This is a genomic window from Streptomyces sp. NPDC004647 (assembly GCF_040609575.1).
GTDB lineage: Bacteria > Actinomycetota > Actinomycetes > Streptomycetales > Streptomycetaceae > Streptomyces.
The window spans coordinates 1-4728 of sequence record NZ_JBEXKU010000166.1; the positions used below are offsets into that span (position 1 = coordinate 1).

The window sequence follows — 4728 nt, forward strand, 5'->3', positions numbered from 1 at the left end:
GCATGAACTGACCAAGGACCTCGACCTGGCCGCCTTCGTGCTCTACTCCTCCACCGCCGGTGTCATGGGCAGTCCGGGACAGGCCAACTACGCGGCAGGCAACGCCTTCCTCGACGCGCTCGCCGCGCACCGTCAGGCCGAGGGCCTGCCGGGAGTCTCGCTCGCGTGGGGCGCCTGGAACCAGGGCGCCGGCATGACGAGCGGCCTCGGCGAGGCCGATCTGCGCCGGGCCGCCGAGGCGGGTATGCCCCTGCTCTCGGTCGACCAGGGCGTGGCGCTGTTCGATGCCGCACTGGCGACCGGACAGGCCGCGGTGGCACCCGTGCGGCTGGACCTGTCCGTGCTGCGTGCCCAGGGTGCCGTCCCCCCGCTGCTGCGGGGACTGGTCCGTACAGGCGCCCGGCGTACGGCGGTCGCGGGATCGGGAGCGAGTGCGGACGTCGGCCTCGCCGAGCGCCTCAGCAGGCTGGAGCGTGCCGAACGGTACGAGACGCTGCTCGCTCTCGTACGGGGCCAGGCAGCCCTGGTGCTCGGCCACGCGAGCGGCGACGGGGTCGACCCGGCACGGGCCTTCCGTGACCTGGGCTTCGACTCGCTGACGGCGGTGGAGCTGCGCAACCGGCTGAACACGGCCACCGGACTGCGGCTGCCCGCGACGATGGTCTTCGACTACCCGACCGTCGAGGTGCTGGCGGACCATCTGCTCGACGAACTCGTCGGCCCGGACGCGGACATGGACGCGGGCGCGGCGGTGCCGGAACTCTCCAGGGCCATGCTCGACGACGATCCGGTCGTGATCGTGGGCATGAGCTGCCGCTTCCCCGGTGGTATCGGCTCGCCGGAGGACCTGTGGCGCGTGGTCACCGAGGGCGCCGATGTCGTCACCGACTTCCCGACCAATCGTGGCTGGGACGTCGACGCGCTCTACAACCCCGACCCCGAGCACATGGGTACCTCCTACACCCGGCAGGGCGGATTCCTGCACGACGCGGGCGAGTTCGATCCCGCGTTCTTCGGGATGTCGCCGCGTGAGGCGATGGCGACGGACTCGCAGCAGCGGCTGCTGCTGGAGACGTCGTGGGAGGCGATCGAGCGGGCCGGAATCGATCCGGTATCGCTGCGCGACAGCCAGACCGGAGTCTTCGCCGGTGTGATGTATGGCGGCTACAACACCACCTTGAACGGCAAGGAGTTCGAAGGTTTCCAGGGCCAGGGCAGCGCGCTGAGCGTCGCCTCGGGCCGGGTCTCCTACACGTTCGGGTTCGAGGGTCCGGCGGTGACGGTGGACACGGCGTGCTCGTCGTCGCTGGTCGCGATGCACCTTGCCGCGCAGGCCCTGCGGAGCGGTGAATGCTCGCTGGCGCTGGCCGGTGGTGTGACCGTGATGTCGATCCCCGACACCTTCGTGGAGTTCTCCCGGCAGCGGGGCCTGGCCTCCGACGGCCGGTCCAAGCCGTTCTCCGAGTCGGCCGACGGCGTCGGCTGGTCCGAGGGCATCGGCATGCTCCTCCTGGAGCGGCAGTCCGACGCGCGGCGCAACGGCCACGAGATCCTGGCCGTGGTGCGCGGCAGCGCGGTCAACCAGGACGGCGCGTCCAACGGCATGACGGCGCCGAACGGTCCTGCGCAGCAGCGGGTGATCCGTCAGGCGCTGGCCAGCGGTGGACTCTCGGCCGACGATGTCGACGCGGTGGAGGCGCATGGTACGGGTACGACGCTGGGTGACCCGATCGAGGCGCAGGCACTGCTTGCCACGTATGGCCGGGACCGTGATCCGGAGCGTCCGCTCCTGCTGGGCTCGGTGAAGTCGAACCTGGGGCACACGCAGGCTGCCGCCGGCGCGGCCGGTGTGATCAAGATGATCATGGCGATGCGGCATGGAGTGCTACCGCAGACGCTCCATGTGACGGAGCCGTCGTCGCATGTCGACTGGTCGGCGGGCGCGGTGGAGCTGCTGACGGAGCCGACGGAGTGGCCGGAGGTCGGCCGGGCGCGGCGTGCGGGTGTGTCGTCGTTCGGGATCAGTGGGACGAACGCGCACGTCATCCTGGAGCAGCCGGTGACGGTGATCCAGGGAGCGGTGGTGACTGGCCCCGAGACTCCTGCGGTGGAGCCGGGTGTGGTGCCGTGGGTGCTCTCCGGCAAGACGCCGGAGGCGCTGCGCGGCCAGGCGGCCAGGCTGCTCTCCTACATCCAGGCACGACCCGAACTGCGGCCGGTGGACATCGGGTTCTCGCTGGCCACGGGCCGGTCGAAGTTCGAGCACAGTGCGGTGGTGCCGGCCGGCGAGCGCGCGGAGACGGTGCGCGCGCTCGCTGCGCTGGCGGTCGGCGAGCCGGACGCCTCGGCGGTCTCGGGTGCGGTGCTCGGCGGCAGGACGGCGGTGCTGTTCTCGGGTCAGGGCAGTCAGCGGATCGGTATGGGCCGGGAGTTGTACGGGCGGTTCCCGGTGTTCGCGGAGGCGCTGGATTCCGTACTCGCCACGTTGGATGGTGAGTTGGGCCGTTCGGTGCGTGAGGTGATGTGGGGCGAGGATGCGGAGCTGCTGAATGGGACGGGCTTTGCTCAGCCTGCTTTGTTCGCGGTTGAGGTGGCGTTGTTCCGGCTGGTGGAGTCCTGGGGCGTCACGCCCGACTTCGTGGCGGGTCATTCGATCGGTGAGATCGCCGCTGCTCATGTGGCGGGGGTGTTCTCGCTGGAGGACGCGGCCCGGTTGGTGGTGGCGCGGGCGCGGCTGATGCAGGCGCTGCCGGGCGGCGGCGCGATGGTTGCCGTCCAGGCCACCGAGGACGAGGTTCTTCCGCTGCTGTTCGAGCGGCAGGACCAGGTATCGATCGCCGCGGTCAACGGCCCGTCGTCGGTGGTGATCTCAGGCCATGGGGATGTGGTCCTTGAGGTCGCGGCACGGCTGGGGGAGCAGGGGCGCAAGACGGCGCGTCTGCGGGTGTCGCATGCGTTCCACTCGCCGTTGATGGATCCGATGCTGGGCGAGTTCCGTGGGGTCGCGGAGGGCCTGTCGTATGAGGCTCCGCGTATGTCTGTGGTCTCGAATCTGACGGGTGGTGTGGCGTCGGCCGAGGAGTTGTGCTCGGCCGAGTACTGGGTGCGTCATGTCCGTGAGGCCGTGCGCTTCGCCGACGGCGTGCGGACGCTGGCCGACCAGGGTGTGAATACCCTCCTGGAGCTGGGGCCGGACGGTGTGCTGTCGGCCATGGCCCAGGAGTCCGTACCGGACGGAGGTGTCACGGTGCCCGTCCTCCGCAAGGACCGGGCCGAGGAGTTGTCGGCCGTCACCGCCCTTTCCCAGCTGCATGTGTGTGGTGTTGTGGTGGACTGGGCGCGGTTCTTCGCGGGGACCGGGGCGTCGCGGGTGGATGTTCCGACGTACGCCTTCGAGCACCAGCCCTTCTGGCCTCGGCGCTCGCGGGGCGGTGCCGACGACGCGGCGGCGATCGGGCTTGTGTCGGCGGGTCACCCGCTGCTCAACGGTGTGGTGGAGCTGGCCGAGGGCGAGGGTGTGCTGTTCACCGGCCGCCTGGCGGTCCAGACGCATCCGTGGCTCGCTGACCACGCGGTGATGGGCCGCATCCTTCTCCCTGGCACCGCGCTGCTTGAGCTGGCGTTCCGTGCTGGTGACGAGGTCGGCTGCGACCGGGTGGAGGAGTTGACGCTCGCTGCGCCGCTCACTCTTCCGGATCGTGGTGCGGTGCAGGTGCAGGTGCGGGTCGGTGTGGCGGATGAGTCGGGGCGGCGTGCGGTCGCGATGCACTCTCGTCTCGAGGGTGAGGTGGAGGCGCCGTGGACGCAGCATGCGACGGGCGTGCTGGCCGAGGGTGTTCGAACGGGGTCCGGTGCTGTTTTCGATGCGGCGGTCTGGCCGCCGGTGGGTGCCGATCCGGTGGAGTTGGATGGCTTCTACGAGGCGCGTGCGGCGGAAGGCTTCGCGTACGGTCCGGTCTTCCAGGGCCTGCGGGCGGTCTGGCGGCGCGAGGGCGAGGTCTTTGCCGAGGTGAGCCTGCCTGACGGCATCACGGACGAGGCGGATGCGTTCGGTTTGCATCCCGCGTTGTTGGATGCCGGGCTGCACTCGGCGTGGTTCATGGGCGCGTCGGCTGAGGGCGGCGGTGTTCCGTTCGCGTGGAGCGGGGTGTCGTTGCAGGCCTCTGGGACTTCCGCGGTTCGGGTGAGGGTGACGCGGGAAGCTGATGGTGCGGTGTCGATCGCTGTCGCTGATACGGCCGGTGCGCTGGTGGCATCGGTGGAGTCGTTGGCGATGCGGGCGCTGTCGGCGGAAGCTGTGAGTGATGCGGCTGCGCTGACGAGGGACGCGCTGTTCCGGCTCGACTGGACGCCGGTATCCGCTACGGCTGTGGGTGTTTCGCAGACGATTGCGGTGGCGGGCCAGGACACATTCGGCCTGGCCGAAGCCCTGCGTGGTGCGGGTACTGAGCCTGAACTTGCGTCGGATCCGGCGGCGTTGGCGATCGGCGAGGCCCTGCCGGGCGTGGTGTTGATCCCGGTGGCCGGAGAGCCGACCACTGACACAGCGGATGCGGCACGGTCGCTGACGTACAGGGTTCTGGGGCAGATCCAGGAGCGGCTGTCGGACGAGAGGTTCGCGGAGTCCCGGTTCGTCTTTGTGACGCGGGGTGCGGTGGGGGGCGCTGATGTGGCGGCGGCCTCGGTGTGGGGTCTTGTGCGTTCGGCGCAGTCGGAGAATCCCGGGTG

Annotated in this window: 1 protein-coding gene; it reads left to right on the forward strand. The window is 70.2% G+C overall.

The window, feature by feature from the left end; translation table 11 throughout:
* The coding region (locus tag ABZW18_RS34175) for a beta-ketoacyl synthase N-terminal-like domain-containing protein (protein WP_356195265.1) at positions 1-4728 on the forward strand (4728 nt) is incomplete at both ends.